Origin of the sequence: Salinimicrobium aquimaris (assembly GCF_035607535.1) — a bacterium.
GTDB lineage: Bacteria > Bacteroidota > Bacteroidia > Flavobacteriales > Flavobacteriaceae > Salinimicrobium.
The window spans coordinates 39331-58389 of the sequence record NZ_JAYDZX010000011.1; the positions used below are offsets into that span (position 1 = coordinate 39331).

General features: G+C 42.9%; 19 protein-coding genes. 8 read left to right on the forward strand and 11 right to left on the reverse strand.

Features of this window, described 5'->3' with window-relative positions; genetic code table 11:
• Window positions 1-161 precede the first annotated feature (161 nt).
• Window positions 162-1247, reverse strand: coding sequence for a hypothetical protein (locus tag VR862_RS10770; RefSeq protein ID WP_324720975.1), 1086 nt, complete (start codon window positions 1245-1247; stop codon window positions 162-164).
• A 272-nt stretch (window positions 1248-1519) separates the two neighbouring features.
• Between VR862_RS10770 and VR862_RS10775 the strand changes: the two genes are divergently transcribed.
• The 3 genes from VR862_RS10775 to VR862_RS10785 all read left to right on the forward strand — a co-directional run bounded on the left by VR862_RS10775 (window position 1520) and on the right by VR862_RS10785 (window position 5080).
• Window positions 1520-3472 carry a sensor histidine kinase gene (locus VR862_RS10775; RefSeq protein WP_324720976.1) on the forward strand — a complete coding sequence of 651 codons (1953 nt, stop codon included), beginning with the start codon at window positions 1520-1522 and terminating at the stop codon, window positions 3470-3472.
• Window positions 3473-4216 carry a LytR/AlgR family response regulator transcription factor gene (locus VR862_RS10780; protein WP_324720977.1) on the forward strand — a complete coding sequence of 248 codons (744 nt, stop codon included), beginning with the start codon at window positions 3473-3475 and terminating at the stop codon, window positions 4214-4216.
• Window positions 4217-4333: 117 nt separating this feature from the next.
• Complete coding sequence (locus VR862_RS10785; protein ID WP_324720978.1) at window positions 4334-5080, forward strand: hypothetical protein; 747 nt, start codon at window positions 4334-4336, stop codon at window positions 5078-5080.
• Window positions 5081-5429: 349 nt separating this feature from the next.
• On the opposite strand, the gene VR862_RS10790 is transcribed toward VR862_RS10785, so the two are convergent.
• The 9 genes from VR862_RS10790 to tatA all read right to left on the reverse strand — a co-directional run bounded on the left by VR862_RS10790 (window position 5430) and on the right by tatA (window position 11855).
• Window positions 5430-6380 (reverse strand): NADP-dependent oxidoreductase, encoded by a 951-nt coding sequence (locus VR862_RS10790; protein ID WP_324720979.1) that lies wholly within the window; start codon window positions 6378-6380, stop codon window positions 5430-5432.
• Between the two features lie 203 nt (window positions 6381-6583).
• Window positions 6584-7066 carry an SRPBCC family protein gene (locus VR862_RS10795; protein ID WP_324720980.1) on the reverse strand — a complete coding sequence of 161 codons (483 nt, stop codon included), beginning with the start codon at window positions 7064-7066 and terminating at the stop codon, window positions 6584-6586.
• A gap of 57 nt (window positions 7067-7123) precedes the next feature.
• Window positions 7124-7918, reverse strand: a complete 795-nt coding sequence (locus VR862_RS10800; protein WP_324720981.1) for an anti-sigma factor — start codon at window positions 7916-7918, stop codon at window positions 7124-7126.
• Window positions 7915-8442, reverse strand: a complete 528-nt coding sequence (locus VR862_RS10805) for an RNA polymerase sigma factor (RefSeq protein WP_324720982.1) — start codon at window positions 8440-8442, stop codon at window positions 7915-7917. The genes VR862_RS10800 and VR862_RS10805 overlap by 4 nt, the downstream gene beginning before the upstream one ends.
• Window positions 8443-8551: 109 nt before the next feature.
• Window positions 8552-9391 carry a ferritin-like domain-containing protein gene (locus VR862_RS10810; protein WP_324720983.1) on the reverse strand — a complete coding sequence of 280 codons (840 nt, stop codon included), beginning with the start codon at window positions 9389-9391 and terminating at the stop codon, window positions 8552-8554.
• Window positions 9392-9413: 22 nt separating this feature from the next.
• Entirely contained in the window at window positions 9414-10163 is a 750-nt protein-coding gene (locus VR862_RS10815) for a ferritin-like domain-containing protein (protein ID WP_324720984.1), read from the reverse strand.
• Window positions 10164-10347: 184 nt separating this feature from the next.
• Window positions 10348-10641 carry a Sec-independent protein translocase subunit TatA/TatB gene (locus tag VR862_RS10820; RefSeq protein ID WP_324720985.1) on the reverse strand — a complete coding sequence of 98 codons (294 nt, stop codon included), beginning with the start codon at window positions 10639-10641 and terminating at the stop codon, window positions 10348-10350.
• A gap of 168 nt (window positions 10642-10809) precedes the next feature.
• Window positions 10810-11628: a twin-arginine translocase subunit TatC gene (gene tatC, locus VR862_RS10825; RefSeq protein WP_324720986.1), complete on the reverse strand. Its 819-nt coding sequence runs from the start codon at window positions 11626-11628 to the stop codon at window positions 10810-10812.
• A 32-nt stretch (window positions 11629-11660) separates the two neighbouring features.
• Complete coding sequence (gene tatA, locus VR862_RS10830) at window positions 11661-11855, reverse strand: twin-arginine translocase TatA/TatE family subunit (protein ID WP_324720987.1); 195 nt, start codon at window positions 11853-11855, stop codon at window positions 11661-11663.
• Between the two features lie 536 nt (window positions 11856-12391).
• Between tatA and VR862_RS10835 the strand changes: the two genes are divergently transcribed.
• From VR862_RS10835 to tnpA, 5 genes are all read left to right on the forward strand, one after another.
• Window positions 12392-12685: a GIY-YIG nuclease family protein gene (locus VR862_RS10835; RefSeq protein ID WP_324720988.1), complete on the forward strand. Its 294-nt coding sequence runs from the start codon at window positions 12392-12394 to the stop codon at window positions 12683-12685.
• A gap of 504 nt (window positions 12686-13189) precedes the next feature.
• Complete coding sequence (locus VR862_RS10840; protein ID WP_324720989.1) at window positions 13190-14002, forward strand: LuxR C-terminal-related transcriptional regulator; 813 nt, start codon at window positions 13190-13192, stop codon at window positions 14000-14002.
• Between the two features lie 156 nt (window positions 14003-14158).
• A complete protein-coding gene (locus VR862_RS10845; protein WP_324720990.1) occupies window positions 14159-14920 on the forward strand; it encodes a DUF481 domain-containing protein in 762 nt (253 codons plus the stop codon).
• Between the two features lie 529 nt (window positions 14921-15449).
• Window positions 15450-16553, forward strand: coding sequence for a DUF4407 domain-containing protein (locus VR862_RS10850; RefSeq protein ID WP_324720991.1), 1104 nt, complete (start codon window positions 15450-15452; stop codon window positions 16551-16553).
• A gap of 962 nt (window positions 16554-17515) precedes the next feature.
• A complete protein-coding gene (gene tnpA, locus VR862_RS10855; protein WP_324720992.1) occupies window positions 17516-17968 on the forward strand; it encodes an IS200/IS605 family transposase in 453 nt (150 codons plus the stop codon).
• A gap of 167 nt (window positions 17969-18135) precedes the next feature.
• On the opposite strand, the gene VR862_RS10860 is transcribed toward tnpA, so the two are convergent.
• Window positions 18136-18978, reverse strand: coding sequence for a DUF1206 domain-containing protein (locus tag VR862_RS10860; protein ID WP_324720993.1), 843 nt, complete (start codon window positions 18976-18978; stop codon window positions 18136-18138).
• Between the last annotated feature and the right edge of the window lie 81 nt (window positions 18979-19059).

The following is a 19059-nucleotide window of genomic DNA, read 5'->3' on the forward strand; positions in this document are numbered from 1 at the left end:
TAGGTTATCGGAAATGGCCTTGTACCTATTTTACACCTCAAAATCCGGCTATACCAGTATTAATAAGAGATGAAAACTTCTGTATTGAAAATTAAAAGAAACAAAAAAGTTCTGCTCTCCATCTTTAGCAGAACAGATCTTCATTCATCATTTTTCGGAAGTTACTCGTAGACAGTGTCTATTAAATTGCCGCTTTCATCATAGTATTCCGTATAATCCAATTCGCCTTCAGCATCGTAATATTCGATCTTGTATAACACGCCATCGACATATTCTTTATAAAGTTCTATGATATAGCCATACTCCAGGATCTTATAAATATTAATGCAAACCAGAACATCATTTTCGTAATTTTCTACAATTATCTGGTCATCGGTATAAGTTACCACCTCCTTTGTACCATCTCCTGAATTAATTGAAGTTCGGGTCGAGATTCTTTCTTCAGGTGTATAGATAAATGTTCTCGTACCAAAGTCAGCATCATCATTAAAATACTCTTCTTCCTGTCTTTCCAAAGTTTTATTTCCCCCGTAGAGATAAGTAACCTTGTTATAAGCGCCATAGATATTGTAAAAATGGTAAGATAGCGGATCTCCATTTTGATTATAGGTGTAATCTACGGTGGCATAATGAGTCCCCGTTATGTCATAGGAGAGGTACTTTAAAACATTCCCCTGTTCATCATATTCATAACCTGTCTGATAGGCGATATTCCCATCCTGCCCATAAGAAAGTTTGGTTATCCAGCCTTCATCACTAGTTTCCTCCACAGATAAGTTTTCATTTAACCTGATGATATTCAACTTGTCGTCATAGAACAAAACCTCCTCCCTGGTGTTTGAATAGATAAGGCCATAGTAACTAAAGTTTGTGACCTCATATTTCAGTTTCCCATTTTCTGCTTTTAAATAATTGATCTCTTTCAAAAGCCGGTAGGGATATAACTCATAAAAAAAAGACCTGAGCAGGTTTCCTTTATCATCATATTCGTGAACCCATTCTGAAGCCAGTGATGCAGATTTATAGGTAGCAGTCCCTCTGTCCCTTCCAAAGTAATTAGTAAAAGTGGGCAGGAAATTTGAAGTGAGAAAGTCACTTTTCCCAAAATATCCCTGAGAGCTTACAACCTCATTGCCAGCATTCAGATCCTCCTGGGAAGTTTCCTGTAGCTCTTCATTAAGCTCCTCTTTTGAGCAGGATACCAGGATCAAAAAACAAAAAACGAAAAGTGCAGTACATTTTCTCATAAAAAAGATCTTTAAGAGAAACTGTAGGGAAGTAACTCGGTTAGTAGTTGAACTAAAATAATAATAAAAACTTTATCAGCAAACATATATGTATGTTTTCTTACTGGAAACCAGATAGTTACATGTAGTTAACACCCTAACAGTAGCAGTTAATATTCGTTTTATTACTATAAGGGATTTTATTTTAAATCGTCAGCAACGTAAAGGGTTTCCATACTAAAAAATTTGGAATACACTTGTTAGAACATTTGTATTTCAGACCCTTACACTAAATGAAAAGGGATAATTACTGGAGTTTATCGTATCTTACAGGATCAAAATTTCTCCCCCCCGGTTTAATAAGAGTGATGGATAGAATGATCTGCACGTTTTTGCTTCTGTATATATGGACCGGCTTCAGCTTTGCACAGGTAAAGGTACCCGGTCCCGATGCATCTGTAGATGCCACTCTTGTATGGATGCGCGCCAATGAAACTTCAGCAGAAAACCTAGATCAATTCCACGACATTGCCCTTAGAACTCTGAAACGCGGTAACAAAACAGCACCTGATAGTACAGTTGCGCAGATCCATGAATCTTTAGCAAGTTGGCATTCCTATAACGGCAGGTTTCCGCCAGACTCTGTGGTGTATCACGCAGAAAAAGCCCTGGATTATTACTTAAAGATCAATGATAAGGAGAAGATCGCCGATTCCTACAGGTCCCTTGCCATAGATTACCTCAACACGGGGGAAATGGAGAAAGTCCAGCAGGTGCTTTTTAAGGCCATTGAGCTTTACGAAGAGCTCGGTGACGAAGCCGGACTTGGAAGTGCCTACAGAACCCTGGGGGTGAAATTCAGGGTGACAGGAGATTTTGAGAAGTCTATAGAATATACTCTTCAGGCGCTCCCGCTTTTGGAAAAGTCAGAAGACTATAGTGCCCTGGCTATCGCCCAGTTCAACCTTATCATTGGATATGGGGAACTGGGAGAATATGAAAAGGCCTATGAGGCAACAGAAAGGTGCCTTGAGATCGTGCGCACTAAAGTGCCGGAAGAGATCTTTGTACCCGTAAGGGCCTATTCTTATCGCGGGGATGTATACATCAAGGCCGGTGATTATGACAAGGCCCTTCAGGATTACCTGGCTGCCTGGAACCTTTGCATAGAGCACATTGGGGAGGAACGCTGCGCGACCTATCGAACTGAGATTGGGCATATTTACCTCTTAAAGGAAGAATATGAGCAGGCTCTGGATCATCTTTTGGCCGGTGTGGATTCCTATGAAGATAAGGGTCAGGTAGGCCTTATTCAGCCATACCTGGACCTGTCAGAAACTTATTCCCAACTGGGGGATTTCAGGAATGCTCTGCTATATAAGGAAAAGGCGCACGCCAATTCAGAAAAGATGCTTCAGGATAAGATAAGCAGTATAGAATCTGAAATGGCTATAAAATACGAGACCGAAAAAAAGGATGAGGCCCTGGCTTCCCAGGCTGCCTTACTTCAGCAGAAAAATAAAACCCAGACCCTAATTATCGTCATTGCTTCGCTCCTGTTGCTGTTTTTGCTATTTCTGCTATTCTTCTTCTACAGGAACAAAAAAGCCACCAGAATCATACGTGCCAAAAATGCGGAAAACGAACTCCTGCTCAAGGAGATACATCACCGGGTAAAGAACAACCTGGAAATGGTAAAAAGCCTTATCGCCCTGCAGTCGGCTCAAATTGAAGATCCCGCGACAAGAGACGCTATGATCGCGAGTCAGAACAGGGTGCAGAGCATGGGGATCATCCATCAGAAGTTATACCAGGGCAAAAATTTGGGCAGCATTGAGATGAAAGATTATTTCATCAACCTTAGCGAAGGCATACTTGACACCTTCAATGCCGAAGACCGTGTGAAGATAGAGTGCGCCATGGATAACCTGGTACTGGACGTGGACACAGCCGTGCCCATAGGTTTGATTGTGAATGAGCTGCTTACGAATGCCCTAAAATATGCCTTTCCTAAGGATAACCCGGGAGTCATCAAACTTAGCCTGGAAAAAAACACGGAGCAGAATCTAAAACTGGAGGTAAGAGATAACGGAATTGGGAAAACTGCGGGAGTTGCGCCGAAAGGTACAGGTTTCGGTTCCCAGTTGATACAATTGCTCACCCGGCAGCTCAACGGGAAGATGAGGGAGCACAGTGAAACGGGAACTCATGTGGAATTCGATTTTGCCATTCAAAAAAGCGCATAGATGAGCGAAAAGATCAAAATATTGGTCGTGGAAGATGAAATGGTCATAGCCGCTAATATCTCCCTGCAGCTCACCTCTCTGGGATACGAAGTCACAGGCATTGTTCCCCGGGGAGAGGAAGCTTTGATGCACGTAAAAGACAACCCTCCTGATATCATTCTGCTCGACATCAATCTAAAAGGAGACCTGGATGGGATAGAAACTGCCCTTGAAATGCAGAAGATGCAGAATATCCCGTTGATCTATCTCACCGCCAATATTGATGACGCTCACTTCAACAGGGCCAAAGACACCCATCCCTATGGTTTTATCTCCAAACCCTTTAAGAAATTAGACCTGCAACGGGCAATTGAGTTGACTATAAGTCAAATAAACTCTAAGAATACTGAGAAGACAAATGGCACACCTCAAAAAGACGAGACCTTTATCCTAAGCGATTGCATCTTTGTGAAGCATTTGAACTCCATGGTAAAAGTGAACATAGAGGATATCCTTTACATTGAAGCCGAACGCAATTACTGCCGTATCTTTTCCAACAGCAAAGAATACTTAGTAGTCATGACCTTAAAAGAAATGGATAAAAGACTTCCTTCGAAGCACTTCTTGAGAGTCCACCGTTCCTATATCGTTAATATCTCACAGGTAAAAGAAGTAGCTATTGGTCATTTAGTGATTGGCAGGAAAGCTATACCCGTAAGTAAATCTCTTAAGGAGGAACTGCTTAAGAGACTACAGACCATTTGATTCCCTGGTTAATAAAATTCTCTTCTTCGGACAAGAGTTTGGTGCTTTCGTCCTATACCACTTTCAATAACATTGGCTTATCTGTTACTTAGTAATGTAATTTTAAAATATGATGTTATGAGAACGATGAGAATTATTATTGCCACCCTGGTGGTCGCGATTTTGGGAACAGGAGTGCTTTCAGCACAAAATGGAGCTGGTGCGAGTGAGATCTTAACAACTACTGAAATTACTGTCAAACAAGGACATAACTCTCAGTTTATAGAAGGTGTGAAAAAGTGGAAAGAATGTTACCTCAAGAATAATGGAGAGGAGAAATGGAGCATGTGGAGCAGGCAACAGGGAGAAGGTCAGGTATATATCATGGCCGGCACAATTTCCACCTGGGGTGAAATGGAGAACAAAAAAGATGTAGATAATGAATGTTACATAGCGTTATTGAATCATATCCTGCCTCACATTGAAAAAGTAAATTCCAGAGTAGCCAGCACGATGCCGGAAGTAAGCAGAAGCACGCCGGAGGATACAAAGTATATCTGGGTGACCTATTACAACGTACGCAAGGAACATACCTTTAAAGAGGTAATTCGGGAGGTTACCAATGCTATTAAGGATAAAGAGGGATCACCTCGTGGGCTCTGGTATAACTTTCAACTTGGCGCACCCGATACTCCCAATTTCATGGTGGTGGAACCATATAAGGGTTATGCCGACATTGACATTAAAAGAGATAGTCCCGCAAAGATCTATACAGATGCCGTGGGAGAAGAAAAAGCGCAGGAATTATGGGATGTATGGTTTGATACTCTGGAGGAGAGATGGGCTTACATATATAAACTGAATCCCGAAATGAGCAGTTACTAAAGCCGGAGATATCTTCTATAACTACTATTCTTTAATGCCCGTTTGTAGGAGAAAAAGGCCTCTCTTGAAGGGAATAATAATCATAGAAGATAGCCCCCTTTCCATCAGGAATGGGGGCTTCTTTATTAAAACTTAATCATTAATGTAATAGGTTCAGGTATATTCAAATCCCGCGAATATGACCCGGTATTTGTCTATGAGTTTACTGGTTAATTAACCAAAAAAGAGTTCAGGAAGGTAAAAAATTCCTCCTGTTCTTCAGCCTGAAAAATAGCCGGAGGCTTTAATCCTCCAGCACGGATAACTCAATTATTTTGTCTCAATATGTTTTATTTGCAGTAATTCCGATCTAGGGTTTTATTACAATTTTTCCTGTTGTATGCCGCGATGCGATCTGTTCCAAAGCATCAACAGCTTCTTCCAGCTTATAAGTTTTACTTACCTGCACTTTAACTTTACCCTCTTCCACCAATTGTCGCAGGTGGTTCAACTGAAGAGCATTGGGTTCCACAAATACGAACTGAAAATCAATTTTTGGATCTAATTCATTTCCCTGGTTTAGAATTGACACCAGTTTACCTGAATCTTTAAGACATTTGAGACTTTGTTGCAGGGTCTCTCCACTTGTACAGTCAAAGATAAGATCAACCCCTTCCGGATATATCTCCTTCACTGCTTCACCTACATCCCCGCCATTGTAGTCGACGGTATGATCTGCACCCAAAGACTTCATATAATCATGGTTCTTTTTACTGGCTACCCCAATGACTTCTGCACCTTTTGCCTTTGCCAACTGGATACCAAAACTACCTACCCCGCCTGAAGCCCCGAGGATGAGGAGCTTTTGTCCTGCGGAAAGATTGCCGTACTGGTAAAGGGATTGGTAGGCGGTAAGCCCTGCCAGCGGAATGGCAGAAACGGCTTCCATCGAAATGTTTTCGGGACGTCTTGCCACATAACTTTCCGGAATAACAATATATTCGGCAAAGGTGCCCCATTTTACTTCGGGTCTTCTCGCATAGGCAAAGACTTCCTCTCCCACCTCAAAACGACGGGCAGCATGTCCCCGATCTTCTATAACTCCGGCAAAATCCCATCCGGGAATGATGGGGAAGGAATGCGGCATCATATCCTTATAATAACCTTTGGTTATTACAGCATCCACAGGATTCACTCCCGCAGCCTCAATTCTTACCAGAATTTCTCCTTCCTTTAAATCGGGCACCTCCATTTTTCCAACCTTAACCGCCTTGGGCCCGCTAAACTCGTCATATTTGGCAACTCGCATTTCTTTCTTCATAATCTTTTTTCTTTAATTTCAGAATTAAATGGAGCTTAGGCAAAAAAATTCCTTTAAAGCTTTCCTAATGTTGTTATAAAGCCCCCCCGTCGGTGAGAGCCCGCAACCGCGTCTCCATTACGACAGTTTGTTTGTTTTGAAAAATTTTCCGGTTTAAAGACCGCCCTCCAGTGGAATATTTTCTACCACAGCTCAGACTACCTTCACTGATGGAGTTTCAAGATCTCCTTCCACTTCCCACTTTCAGCATACTCTTTAAGGATCCTGTTGCGGTTCTTAAGAAAATTGGTCATGTAAGCTTTAAGGAACAGAAAATTGACAAGGCGGCCCAAAACGCCTAATGGAGTCCGAAAAGAAAAGACGTCCCTCATTAGCGTTCCCTCTCCTGTGGAGATGAAATAATGTTCATGCCGAAAACTTTTGAAAGCTCCCTTCTGCATTTCATCTGCAAAGAAATGTGGGGGATCGAACTCCGTAACTTTTGTAGAAAGACTCTGCACAATCCCAAGATGTCTCCCCCGCCAGGTAACAGTCTCACCCGGGCCTATTAAACCCGTCGTTCTTCCTGCAACCGCTCTTTCGTCGGAAGATCTGTTCACCTCCGACTGGAAGTCTATACTCCTGGAGAGATCAAAGACGATCTGCTGCTTTGCTTTGATCCTGGTTTCTAAACGAATTACGGACATCGAATGATTTTTTGCAGCTCTTAAGTAGGAAATCCGTATGCCAAAGCATCAGCTTAATTAGGTGGCGGAAACTTTTCCGAGGACCATTAGCTTTTCAAGCGTTGGAAATTCACTTCCTCCTGCCGGTTCCAGGGTTATTCCAAAGGCTTCAGAATCATAGCTGTTTTCAACAACAAAGATCCTGCTATTGTTTTCTTCGAAATCTTCAAGAAGACCTATACTTCTGGGAGTAAGGGGGTCCAGTTCCAGCGACCAAACCTGGTATACCATCCCCTGTGGCGGGGCAGGAAGCTCTTGTGCATCTATAAAAGTTTGATTCCGTGCTTTGTTCCAGTAGGCGGTTGCATAGGCTGCAGGAGCAAATTCCTGTCCCTCCAAAGGCACTTTTTCAATATCACGGGCACGTAAGACTTGTAATAGTTGTTCGGTCTTCTCTGCATTCTCCCTCGCCTCTACTATTTGACTTTCCAGTTCGGCCTGTTCTAATTCCAGGGTTGTTAGTCTTTCATTCAGTTCCCTGTTGGCGTCATATAAAGCAAAAATCCCGATCAATAAAAGAATACTGGCAGCCCATCCAGCCAGGGCAGTGTAGTGGCGGTATTTACTGGTTTTTTTCTCTGGTTTGTGTCCTATCTTCTTTTTTAAAGATAGCGGTAAAACCTGTGGGTCAAATGGAGCCGCAGCACGCGAAAGCTCCCGCAACGCATCTTCAATTTGCTCCACTTCCTGCCTCAATTCCGGATGTTTTTTTATAAGCCGCGTCACCTCTTCCTGTTGAGCTTCGGGGAGTGCCCCGTACACATACAGTTCTAAAATTCCGGATTCCAAATACTCCTCAATATTCTCCATCATTTTAAAGAAGCTCTTAATTTTTTAATGCACATTCTATTACGGGTCTTCAGGGTTCCAAGGGGTATATCCAGTACCTTTGCGCTTTCCTTCTGTGTATAGCCCTTAAAAAACAACATGTCAATTATATTTTTACAGAGCGGCTCAAGAAGTTTTATATATTTTTCGAGGCCATGAGCTTCTGCGCTGCCTTCAAAGTTCTCCCGACTTTCGATTGCATCCACAAAGGTTTCATCCTCAACATTCTTTTTTTGGTCTTTGTAGGTCCTTGACCGTAAATGGTCTATGGAAGCATTTCGGGCTATATTCAGGATCCAGGTAAAAAACCTTCCTTTAGAGGGTTCATAAAGTGGCGCTTTTTCCCAGACTTTCAGAAAAACATCCTGAAGTATTTCTTCAGCTAAAGCTTCATCCCTAAGAATAGTGAAAATTACTCCAAAAATGCTTTTTGAATAGAGTTGATAAATTCTCTCAAAAGCTTTTTCGTTGCCCTCCTGGAGCTGAGATATCAGAAAATCCTGCTGCATATAATTTTTAGCTGAAGGCTAAAGATAGGTATTTTAGTTCATGTACTCCTTAAAAAAAATCGTCCCGAACTGGGCCGGGACGATGATGGGAAAATATGAGGTTGATCTATTACTGAACAATAAAAAGTCCAGCTATTTCTGTAGCTGTTTCACCACTCATAGGCTCATCATAAGCCTGGCTAACAGCAACCGCATCAAAGGCTGTGGCATCTACAAGATTTACACCGGCCTGGGTGATTTGTTCCTCCCCGGCATACACTGCATCAGTAACTTCAGGCATTCCCGGCCCCCTGTTGTCAAGAGTGATCCATCCCAGAGCATTCTGGTCGAGATCATAACCCATTACTTCGGCTCTTAACCTTCTAATTTCTGAAGCATGTCTCGCCTCTACCGAATGGATTTGAAGTGCAGGAGTAAGAAAGTCTGTTCCCATCAAATTACCGGCCTGGCCTTTATAGGCTCTCACTCCTGTGTCTTCAAAAGCCTGAGCAAGTGCAAGCAACTGCGCATAGGCAACTTCCTGGCCTACTCCATTCTCGTTGAAAGGATCAAAGGCACCACCTGCTGTAAAATCAAATTGAGGAGATTCCACGCTGTTATCCCCTAATCCCGATCTTAGAAATTCCACGTGCGCATTTTCATGCTTCGAGATTTGCTGATACACTGCTTCGGCGCGACCTCCACCGGGAAGGACACCAGATTCTAAAGCTCTCATATAGAATTCAGCTTCAAGATATTCGAGGGTAAGTGCAAGCTGAAGTGCATTCGTAGCGGTATTTTGATCCTGAAAAGCATACACTTTAGGGGAAGTGGCCAGTCCAAAGGGAATGGAAGCTAATAGAGCTTTTTTGCCAAGGGAGCCAAAGGTCTTAAAGGCATCTTTTCTTGATGATGTCTTGTTTACAAGGTTGTCGGAAGTAAATTCTTCTAAAAAGTTTAATATGTTCATAATACTAATTTTAAAGTGGTTATTAACTGGTAGGCAATTGATTTGCGGTAAACTCGGTGGTAATAAAGCCGGTGTCTTTTACGGCACTTAGTACAGCAGGTGGAGCAAGAGCCAGGTCCAGACCATTCCCGTCCACAACATCATCACCTGCAAAAGCTTTCGGATCTTCCAGGTAAATGGAACGAATTGCTGCAGCATGTCGGGCTTCAACCGAGACTATTTTTCCCGCAATCACCAGGTAGTCGGGAGTTTGAATGAGTTTACCCGCTCCATTATATGCAGCTACTCCCGTGTCCTCCAGCACTCTCGCCGTACCCAGCACCGAGTCCCTACTGCTAAAATCTACCGAGGAAAAATCAAATTCGAGATCGGGTAAGACCACATCTGCATTTCCATTGGCTGCTGCCATTAATGCAGCTTTGAAGAAATCCCGGTGTATCACCTCATGTTTGTACAAATCTTCCAGGATAAGACGTTCTTCGGCACTGGCTCCGGCCCAATAGGATCCATCCAGGACATTTGTATAAAAAGCGGCCTCCAGTTGTTCCAGGGCATAGGCATAATTAAGTATTCCAAGGTCGCCGCTACCCAGGTCAAAGACCGGCCCCGGTTTCATTGGAGTATTCATCATGTCGTCATCGCTGCTACAGGCCATTAATAAACCCGAACCTACAACTGCCAGGCTTCCTATCTTAAGAAAGTTCCTTCTTGAATTGGTGAAATCAACTTGTGCATCTTCTACAGCCTGCACTTTTACAATTGGTTTTTTCATAATAAAATGTTTAGTTATATAAATACTTACGGAGTTAAATTCCGTGCGGTTTTAGGCTGAATTTTAAAGTTGTGTTAAAAAAAGTAGATCGGCTATGGATGAATTGGTTGTGGTACTTGACAGACCGGAAATCCTTTTTCACCAATGGCAGCCAATCACGACAAGCTCCATTTAAATGAAGCCTTTAAGATCTTCTTTTGACGGGACCGGAGAATTCCTCCAGTTCCTTTTTAATATGATTCCCTTTAGTTTTGAAGTCATTGCTAAGCTCCTTTATATCTGTACCAGGACCGGATACGCTTTTTACAACCTCCTGTTTAATTTCATCTGTAGCAGACCTTATACCGCGAAGTCCTTTTCCGAGTCCTTTAGCTATCTCGGGTATCTTGTCGGCTCCAAACAGCATCACCAGAATAAAAGCTATAAAAGCGGTTTCTGTAAAACTGATGAACATTGGTAGTGTTGTTATCCAATTCATAGTGCATTAATTTTTAATGATTGTAAAATCCTGAAAGAAATGCTTAGGCAGCCGGTTCCGAAAAAAGCATTTTTGACAGTTTATAGTCCGGAGAAAAGGCGAGAGCTTCTGAAACTTTTAGCAGTTATTGCTGCCTCCTTTTTTCTACTTCAGAATTTCCCTATTATCTCATTCAGTTCTTTCTTTTCTCAGAACAAATCCTGAAATGAGGATGCTTATTTCATAAAGCACAAGAACAGGGATAGCCACCAGGATCTGACTCAAAATATCTGGAGGGGTAATAATGGCTGAAAGAATGAGCACTCCTACAAGTGCAAATTTCCGGTACTTTTTCAAGCTTTTAGGAGTAACCAGGCCTATCTTCGAGAGGAAATAAATGACGATTGGCAATTCAAAGATGAGTCCGCTGGCCAGTACAGAAGATCTTATGAGCCCTATATAGCTGTCGATATCAAATTCGTTAAGCACCTGTCCGCTCACCTGGTACCGCCCCAGGAAATTGATCGAAAGCGGACTTACCACATAATATCCGAAGAGTACCCCAAGAAAAAAGAGGAGTGATGAGATAAGTATAACCCCACGTGCCGATTTTTTTTCGTGACCATGCATGGCAGGCGAAACAAATTTCCAGAATTCATAGATGATATAAGGGAAAGCTATAATAAAACCGGCCGTGACCGAGGTCCACAAATGGGCTGAAAATTGCCCTCCCATAGTTCTGGATTGAATGCTGAAGGGCATTTGTCCCTCAAAGCAAAATCCACCTTCAAAACCAAATGCGGTACTAACCCTGCACAAAATCTCATAGGTGAAGAAATCGACATGACTGGGCCCGAACAGAAGCACATCAAAAATGAATCCCTTGGCTAAGAAGGCGAGAGATCCCGCTATGACAACAGCTAAGGTGGCCCTTATCAAATGCCAGCGCAATTCCTCCAAATGATCTAAAAACGATAGTTCCCGGGTGATCTCGATATTTCTTCCCATAATATAATGTCAGTTAAAAGTGAGGGTAAGGTTTATTCAGAAATATTTTTTTCCTGCTTTTCCTCTACATGGTCGTTAGCAGAGGCATTTTTAAATTCCTTTATACCACTACCCAACCCTTTCATTAATTCCGGTAACTTTTTTCCACCGAAGAGAAGAAGAACTACAATGACAATAAGAATAATTTGCGGAGTGCCGATCATTAATGGCGTTACTAATAAATCCATAATCTGTTGTTTTAGGTTTATACTTTTGAGTCCCGGTAAGAGCAACCGAAGATGCGCTTCATGTTCCCTCTCTTTTTCCAGGCTCTTTCTAATACTTACGAGATACAGCGTACGCCGGTTTTTAAGCAGGGTATAAAGTTTTGTTAAACAATTCCAGGAAACAGTTGCGCTCGTCGTTCTCGATACAAATTCCCTCTCCCTCCGGTCAATAGAATCCACTCGAACTGACGAAGAATACAGTGGGCCGTCAGTTCTAGTGTTTTTTCTGGAGCGATAGCGAAAGGAAAAAATGTATCGAGAACAAAGGCATCCCCGGCACTCCTCCCCTGTTCTTGATTAAAATTTATCGAGAACCCGTTCCCTTCGCCGTTCTCGTTACAAATTCCCTCTCCCTCCGGTCAATGGAATTCACTCGAACTGACGAAGGATATAAAAAGCCGTCAGTTCGAGTGTTTTTTCTGGAGCTATAGCGGAAGGAAAAAATGTATCGAGAACAGAGGCACCACAGATGTAGAAAAAACCAGTATATTAATTAAATGAAAGTCAGCTACGTTTATATTTTGAAATGTTCAGACAACACCTTCTATACCGGCGTCACATCAAATCTCCATAAGCGACTGCTAGAACATCAATCTTCAAAGTACCCTGACAGCTACACCTCCAAAAGACTACCAGTTGAACTCATGTATTATACGGAGTTTACAGATATAAATTACGCCATAGCCACAGAAAAACAATTGAAAAACTGGTCACGTGCAAAAAAGCAAGCTCTTATTGCCGGAGAGTTTAATGAGCTGCCTAATCTCGCAAAGAAGAAATTTTCGAAGTAGATTTCATTTGATCATTCCCTTTGTCGTTCTTAATACCTTTTTCCACCCTGTTCTCGATACAAATTTCAAAACCGTCAGTTCAAGCCTGCCTGCCGGCAGGCAGGTGTTCTTCTCAATGCGGTAGCATTGCGAAAAATGTATTGAGAACAGGTCTTGAATTTCACTCGGTCTGACAAGACAGTACCTCCCACCTTACCAAAAGATCCTGACTCAAAATACCCTTTTAAGGGTATTTCAATGATGACGAAGCATTGCTATTTTAGCGGAGTCATATTCATGAACTTAACCGGTGGTTCTGGAGCCATTGAAGTCTCTGTTAGGGGTAGACTTTTTTTAGGGTTGGGGTAAACCGTTCCAGATAATAACTTCCGATTCATGTGAATAGTTGACGAAAAAGCCTTCAGGAATGATTCCCGGAGGTTTTTTCTTTTTAGCCCATCACGAGCCTCAAATTTTTCAGAATCTGAATTATGCTTATCTTCCACCTCCCAAAGTGGCGACTTTATGCGAGAGGATCTCAAGGAAATTTCCAATAACTGGAGGGAAATGTATTCCCGGCAGATTAAGGAATACCGGCCTTTTGAAGTTTCAGAAGACTTTAAAAGGTTCGCTGCCCTTTTCGCGCCCGGTAACTCTTATTTCTACATTGTGAATCTCCATAGCTTTAGCCTGGAATACGTTTCTGAAAAGGTGGTGGAATTTGTAGGCAAGGGTCCCGAAAATCTTGAGCTGCAGGACCTTTTGAAGGCAGTGGTTCCTGAAGAAATCCAAAGTCTTAGCTTAAAAAGCAGGGTAAACAGTCATTTCTATACTTCTTTTGTAAAAAAGGAAGATGCTTTGCACTATAAGAATGTCTTCTCCTATCGCATGAAAGATGCAGACGGGGAAATAAGAACCATGCTGTACCAGGCTTTTCCGCTAAGTATTCTGGAGAACGGTTCGCCCGAGCACGTGTTCTGTTTACATACAGATGTTTCTCACCTCAAGGTGAGCAGCACAAATACTGTTTCTTTTATTCACATGAACGGCGGAAAAAGTTATTACAACGTCGACATTTCCAAAGGAGAATTTCTCACTGATGGTAGCGACGCCTCTTCGCATGATCTCGCAGCCTTATTGACCGAACGGGAAAAACAGATCATCAATAAATTTTCCAAGGGCCTGAATGCGGAACAGATCGCAGAGGAACTTAACCTCTCTCCTCACACCATTAAAACCCACCGAAAGAATATCCTCAAAAAAAGCGACTGCACCAACACTACCGAACTAGTTGCAAAATGCCTTACTAGCGGAATCATATCTCCGGGGCTGAATTGATGAGAAAAAAAGAGCCAGGAAACAAGATTCAAGAGCCAAGACTTTTTGGATAGATCGCTTTCGTTTTATACCCTCCATTCATTTTTCCGCCTTATTACTTAATCCTTAATCCTTAATCCTTAAAGATTAGATACTTTTTTCTAATTTTGGATATACATGTCCAGAACACTACTTCTACTAACGATCCTCCTCTTTCCCACCCTACTTTCAGCGCAACTGGTGAATATAGAATCCAAACGCATGCAGACGGATTCTGTAAGGTTTGCTTTAAATGCAGATTTCTCCTTTAGCCATACCAATAATGACGGGAGCCAGGTGAATCAGGTGGATGCCGCACTTACTACTCAGCTCAAATCAAAAGATCTCCGGAAGATCTATTTTTTCCTGGGCAATTATAAACTCATAGATTCCGGAGAAAAGAATCTGGAGAACGCCTGGTTTCTTCACGGCAGGTTCAACTATAAGGTGAGCGAGCTACTAAGGCTGGAAAGTTTTGTTCAGGGGCAGTACAACCAGCTTCTCATTGTAGAACAACGCAATCTGCTTGGCGCGGGCCTGCGTGTGAAATGGGTGGATAAAGAACGCTTCAGCGGCTATGCCGGGAATAGTTATATGTATGAGGTGGAATACAGCGACCGCGCAGGAACTACAAATTACCACCATCGCAACAGCACTTATCTCACCTTATCTTATACAGCCGAATCAAACAAATTTTCTGTTACCAACACCGTATATTATCAGCCGCTATACAGGGACCTCGGCGACTACAGGATCCTGGAGCAGTTCCGCCTTAACCTTCCGCTTTCCAAATGGCTGAGTGTCTTTACACTTTACAACTATTACTTTGATAGTAAGACCCCGCTGAACACTGAGGAATATACTTCTAATCTGAATTTAGGAATAGGAATAAGGTTTTGAAGTTAGAAGTACGAAATTAGAAGTACGAAGTTAGAAGTACGAAGTTGGATTTCAATTACGGAGTTGAATTACGGAGTTGGTTAACGGAGTGGAGAGTAGAATCTCCACCTTTGGTCGTTATTTCCCGCTGATCACGCTGATTTTCGCAGAACCTGAAAGCCTGAAGACAGGATCCTTATTTCCTTCAAAGCCAAGTGTGGCGGAGTCATGGATCTCCTTCTTTAAATAAGGCATGGTAACAGTTTCGAATTGCGCTTATAATGGCCCCACAGATGATCACGCTGGTTTCCACAGAATAAAGTGGAGCGGAGGAATGGTGAGAGCTTTGTTCATACAAACTTCGAAAGTATGGATGAACAGCAGGAGGTATTGAACTTACCGCCGACTTCGGCTAGCAAAGGAGCATTTACTCCCGGAGAATTTATGTTTGAATAATAAATTTTCAAAAAACCTGAAATTAGGAAGTGTTTTTTGTAAGAAAATTTGAGAATAAACGTTATAAAGTTTCATCAATCAATCAAATCATCTCATGCTAAAACGATTCTTTATTTTCTGCTCCGGGGCAGATACCAAGATCCTTGACTCCTGTTCTCCCGGCGAACAGACCAAATATGCCGGCATTGGCGCCACGGTATTCTTTACGGCCGTCATGGCATTCATTGCTGCTTCTTATGCACTGTACACTGTATTTGACAGTTACCTTACCTCGATTATATTCGGTTTGATCTGGGGCCTCCTGATTTTTAATCTGGACCGGTTCATCGTCTCCACCATTAAAAAAAAGAACAACTTTAGAAGTGAATTACTGCAGGCCACGCCGCGAATAATTCTTGCAGTGATCATCGCTGTAGTAATTGCTAAGCCCCTGGAGATAAAAATTTTTGAAAAAGAGATCAACCGGGTTCTACTGGAAGAAAAAAATGATATGACCCTGGCAAACCGGGAACAGATCGCCACTCAGTTTGATCCCCAAATAGCCTCCATTAATTCGGAAATAGCTACTCTCAAGGAGGAAGTGACAACAAAGGAAGCTGAAGTCAATGCCCTCTACGACACCTATATCGCAGAAGCCGAAGGTACCGCGGGCACCAAAAGATTAGGTAAAGGCCCGGTCTATGCCGAAAAAAGGGAAAAACATGATGCAGAATTGCTTGCTCTTCAGGAATTAAAAGATACGAATGCTGAAAAAATAGCAGCTGCGGAAGAGAAAATTGCTTCCTTCAACCAGGAATATCAGGCAAGGGTAAGTCAGTCGCAACCGGTAATTGACGGTTTCGACGGACTCATGGCGCGTATCAACGCATTGAACAAACTGCCGCTCCTGCCTTCTCTTTTTATCATGTTCCTGTTTTTGGCCATTGAGACCTCCCCTATTTTCGCCAAGTTGCTATCACCAAAAGGTGCTTATGACCTGAAGCTGGAAGAAGAGGAAAGTGCGCTGCAAACCTGGGTTACACAGCAACTCCGGCAGCGGGAACTTATCCTACAGACAGATACAGAAGTGAACAACAAGGTGTATGCAGACATTGCCGAAGAACAGGAACTCTACGACTACAAACGAAAAAGGGCGCGCGAACTTATGCAGCTGCAGGCTGATGCTTTTTATTCCAAACAAAAACAGATTTTAGGGTAATCATTAAAGGCGTTCTATAATTGTTTTCCCCCAATTAAAATTGGCAATTAAACGGCCCATCCAGGAACTGGGGCATATAGTACAGAACTTGGTGAAAAATATCTTCAATCCGATCAACCAAAAAAAACCCGTCTGCACCGCCATTAACCTGGCGGTGAAAAAGGAGTTACATGGCAATGTACCAATCTCGGAATTATATAATTCACTGAAGGAAGGAATTGAGCAGGCAGAGGCGTAGTACAGAATTAGCCAATGGAGGCCGGAAGAAACTATTGCGCCCTTCCAGGGCTAACTATTGCGCCCTTGCAGGGCTAACTATCGCGTCCCGTCATAGCCCTGCAGGGGCGAGATACGTGAGAATATGTGTACCGTCTCAGAATTAGGAGTATCTCAGGGAGAGCCCTGAAGGGGCGAGATACGTAAGGATGGGTACGGCGCCTCAGAATTAGGAATGTCCCAGCAAGAGCCCTGAAGGGGCGAGATACCGTAAGGATGGGTGCAGCCCATCAGAATTAGGAGAAACCCCCGGAAGAGCCCTGAAGGGGCGAGATACGTAAGAATGGGTGCAGCCCATCAGAATTAGGAGTAACCCCCGGAAGAGCCCTGAAGGGGCGAGATACGTAAGAATGGGTGCGGCCCATCCGAATTAATCGTATCCCAGAGAGACCCTGAAGGGGCGAGATACGTAAGAATGGGTGCAACCCATCAGAATTAGGAGTATCTCAGAAAGAGCCCTGAAAGGGCGAGATACCGTAAGGATGGGTGCAGCGCCTCAGAATTAGGAGTATCCCAGAAAGAGCCCTGAAAGGGCGAGATACCGTAAGGATGGGTGCAGCCCATCCGATAATAAAGCGTATCCCAGAAAGAGCCCTGAAGGGGCGAGATATGTAAGGATGGGTGTAGCCCATCCGATAATAAAGCGTATCTTAGGGAAGCCCTGGAAGGGCGTAATATCAACAGCTATGGGCCAATCTCTTGTAAAAAATTATGTTCATTTAATTTTTAGTACTAAACACAGGGCACCACTAATCCTACCTCCAGTGGAACAGGAACTGCACAGCTACCTCGGAGGGATTTGCAATAGCCTGGAATGTCATGTACTTAAAGTTGGTGGCTACACCGACCATGTGCATATTCTCTGTATGCTTTCCAAAAAAGTAGCCTTAATGAAACTAATGGAAGAATTAAAATCACACTCCTCAAAATGGATCAAAACCAAAGGAGTGGAATATTCCCGCTTTTACTGGCAGGACGGATATGGAGCATTTTCAGTAAAACCTTCTGAAGTTGATAGAGTCATTGCTTACATCGCAAATCAGCATGAACATCATCAAAAGAAAAACTTTAAGAAAGAATACCTGGATTATTTGGAAAAATACAAGGTTGAATATCATGAGAAGTACGTTTGGGAATAATGTACAAAGCTGCACTTCCATTACGCTTCTTCAGAGCTGAATTATAGTTACAACGATAAAATTCACTGTCTTTTATTACAAAAAATTATAAAACTTTAAGTCTATAACGCCGTTTATTCAATCTTTCCTTCCGCTGAAGCCTAAACCTGATTTCAGGTAAGCAAACATCAACCCTTCTGCGGATGATAATTTGGATCTGAAGGATCATTATCCAGGTCGTAAGTAATCCCTAAGGCAAACATGAACAGTCCGTAACAAATGATTCCGACGGCGACTATTGCAAAGGGGATCTTACCAACATGATCGCCAATAAAATTGAAAGCTTTATCGGTATTGACTACATATTCAGAATTCCTCAAGACGCCCGACTTGATGAAAAAGAAGCCGATGATACCCAAAATCACCCCTCGGGCTACGTAACCGGTAAACCCCAGGAAAAAGATGGCCGTCTTTTTCTTCCCGCTGAACTTTACAATATCAAGACGCTCCCGGTAGCCCCGGGTAATGCCGTAGAACAACTGCACTGCGGCAGTTACAGCTATCAATATGCCCAGACCCACCACAAGCCACTTGCCCCAGCCGTAGTCCAGCATATTAGCCGTCATTTCTCTCTTTTGCTCCGGATCGCCGTGTTCAGAATAATTGGCAGAACCGAGTAAAACTACCAGGGCAGAATAGGCAATAAGTGCATCGGCAAGGGAGCTAAGGCCGATACCGGTTCGCCGGGCAAGTCCTTTCCAGCCACTTCCATAATGATAGGGATCACGAAAAGATTCATAGATGCGCCATACGATATAACAAAGCATGCCCAGCAGGATGGCCCAAATGATAATCTCGCCGCCGGGCCAATCCTGCACAAAAGCAAGAAGGCTGTTCTTGGAAGCGCCGCCGTCCTTGAGCCTAAGCAGGGAAAGAAGTGCGATGACACCTATGGCCGTATAGATGAGACCGGTGGAAATGCAGCCCAGAACAGGAAAATATTTAATGTATTTCTTCTTCGCTTTTTTCATGCAGAAAAGAATTTGATCCTGAAAATAAGGATATTTAGTTTCTTCGGCAGAATCTGTACCTCCTTTTGTTGTTTGCTGAAG

Coding starts and splice junctions, on each gene's coding strand:
- VR862_RS10820 (WP_324720985.1), bottom strand. CDS start 10,641: ATGAATTGGATAACAACACTACCAATGTTCATCAGTTTTACAGAAACC.
- VR862_RS10805 (WP_324720982.1), bottom strand. CDS start 8,442: ATGCAGCAGGATTTTCTGATATCTCAGCTCCAGGAGGGCAACGAAAAA.
- VR862_RS10850 (WP_324720991.1), top strand. CDS start 15,450: ATGCTAAAACGATTCTTTATTTTCTGCTCCGGGGCAGATACCAAGATC.
- VR862_RS10790 (WP_324720979.1), bottom strand. CDS start 6,380: ATGAAGAAAGAAATGCGAGTTGCCAAATATGACGAGTTTAGCGGGCCC.
- tatC (WP_324720986.1), bottom strand. CDS start 11,628: ATGGGAAGAAATATCGAGATCACCCGGGAACTATCGTTTTTAGATCAT.
- VR862_RS10795 (WP_324720980.1), bottom strand. CDS start 7,066: ATGTCCGTAATTCGTTTAGAAACCAGGATCAAAGCAAAGCAGCAGATC.
- tatA (WP_324720987.1), bottom strand. CDS start 11,855: ATGGATTTATTAGTAACGCCATTAATGATCGGCACTCCGCAAATTATT.
- VR862_RS10780 (WP_324720977.1), top strand. CDS start 3,473: ATGAGCGAAAAGATCAAAATATTGGTCGTGGAAGATGAAATGGTCATA.
- VR862_RS10810 (WP_324720983.1), bottom strand. CDS start 9,391: ATGAACATATTAAACTTTTTAGAAGAATTTACTTCCGACAACCTTGTA.
- VR862_RS10845 (WP_324720990.1), top strand. CDS start 14,159: ATGTCCAGAACACTACTTCTACTAACGATCCTCCTCTTTCCCACCCTA.
- VR862_RS10770 (WP_324720975.1), bottom strand. CDS start 1,247: ATGAGAAAATGTACTGCACTTTTCGTTTTTTGTTTTTTGATCCTGGTA.
- VR862_RS10815 (WP_324720984.1), bottom strand. CDS start 10,163: ATGAAAAAACCAATTGTAAAAGTGCAGGCTGTAGAAGATGCACAAGTT.
- tnpA (WP_324720992.1), top strand. CDS start 17,516: ATGGGCCAATCTCTTGTAAAAAATTATGTTCATTTAATTTTTAGTACT.
- VR862_RS10775 (WP_324720976.1), top strand. CDS start 1,520: ATGAAAAGGGATAATTACTGGAGTTTATCGTATCTTACAGGATCAAAA.
- VR862_RS10785 (WP_324720978.1), top strand. CDS start 4,334: ATGAGAACGATGAGAATTATTATTGCCACCCTGGTGGTCGCGATTTTG.
- VR862_RS10800 (WP_324720981.1), bottom strand. CDS start 7,918: ATGATGGAGAATATTGAGGAGTATTTGGAATCCGGAATTTTAGAACTG.
- VR862_RS10835 (WP_324720988.1), top strand. CDS start 12,392: ATGAAAGTCAGCTACGTTTATATTTTGAAATGTTCAGACAACACCTTC.
- VR862_RS10840 (WP_324720989.1), top strand. CDS start 13,190: ATGCGAGAGGATCTCAAGGAAATTTCCAATAACTGGAGGGAAATGTAT.
- VR862_RS10860 (WP_324720993.1), bottom strand. CDS start 18,978: ATGAAAAAAGCGAAGAAGAAATACATTAAATATTTTCCTGTTCTGGGC.